The sequence below is a fragment of the Erysipelatoclostridium sp. An15 genome (assembly GCF_002160675.1).
GTDB lineage: Bacteria > Bacillota_I > Bacilli_A > Erysipelotrichales > Coprobacillaceae > Thomasclavelia > Thomasclavelia merdavium.
The window spans coordinates 1-1,215 of record NZ_NFLA01000111.1 but is presented as its reverse complement, the minus strand read 5'-3'; the positions used below and the strand labels follow the sequence as shown (position 1 = coordinate 1,215).

General features: G+C 30.1%; 1 protein-coding gene. It reads right to left on the bottom strand.

What is annotated here, in order from left to right; genetic code table 11:
* Window positions 1-20: 20 nt before the first annotated feature.
* A protein-coding gene (locus B5E92_RS15240; protein ID WP_087303550.1) for an IS3 family transposase occupies window positions 21-1,138 on the bottom strand; the annotation gives its coding sequence in 2 pieces (ribosomal slippage) (window positions 21-880 and window positions 880-1,138; 1,119 coding nt in all).
* Window positions 1,139-1,215: the final 77 nt, after the last annotated feature.

The following is a 1,215-nucleotide window of genomic DNA, read 5'->3' as shown; positions in this document are numbered from 1 at the left end:
AACACTTTTTTGGACAATTTCTATGAGAACATTCTAAATTCAACAGGTGTTTTATAATCAAGTGAACCATGTATCCTGATATTATTATACCAGTTTACATAATCAAATAATTCCAGTTCCAGCTCTTCTAAACTATCAAACCTTTTATTAAATGCAAATTCCGTTTTTATAATTTTATATGTTGCTTCAGCTACCGCATTATCATACGGACATCCTTTTGTACTTAGTGATCTGGTTATATTAAATGTTTTTAGTGCTTTTTCAATTTCTTCATTTTTAAATTCACTTCCGCGATCCGAATGAAACAATTCTATCTTACTTAAATCATATTTTATTGAATAAAGTGCCTTTTCAACCAGTTCGGCATTTTTATTTTTTCCAGCTGCATATCCTACAATCTCTCTGTTATACAAGTCTAACATAAGACATATATAATTCCATTTGCCACCTACATTAACATATGTCAGATCACTGACAACTACTTTCATTCTTTTTTCCTGTTTAAAATTCCGATTAAGCTTATTATCTATACTGTCATTATTACATTTTGTTTTGTGTAGTTTATACTGCTTTACTGTATAGCTGGATACCAGGCCATTTTTCTTCATGATACGTCTGATTCTTCTTCTGCTGACGATATGGCCGCGCTTGGCTAATTCCACTTTGATCTTCCTTGAACCATAATTGTTTCGACTATTTTTAAATATTTCTTTTATTAAATCAGTTAAATCATGATCATTGGATTTTTTCTTTTTTAAATTATTATTGCGATTATAATATAACGACGATCTAGGTATATCTAATAATTTGCACATAGCGCTGATTGGATATTTATCTGCGTTGGAAATGATAATATTTATTTTCGTCCCATAATCAGCGCTGCCTGCTTTAAAATATCATTTTCCATTTTTAATCGCTGATTTTCTTTACGAAGTTTAATAAGTTCTTTTTCTGCATCGCTGCGATTATCTTCGATATTAAATGAACCGGTAGAGTTAAACTTATTAATCCATGAAGATAGAGCAGAAGGAGTTAATTCATATTCACGAATCAATTCAGCTCTAGGTTTACCACTATTATATAATTCTACAATTTTTTGTTTAAATTCATCACTATAGGTTCTTCTTTCTCTTGCCATTTTAGTTTACCTCACTTTTACTTTCTAAATTGTAACAGTTCTCTTAGAAACTGTCCAATTTAGTGTAACCTATCCAA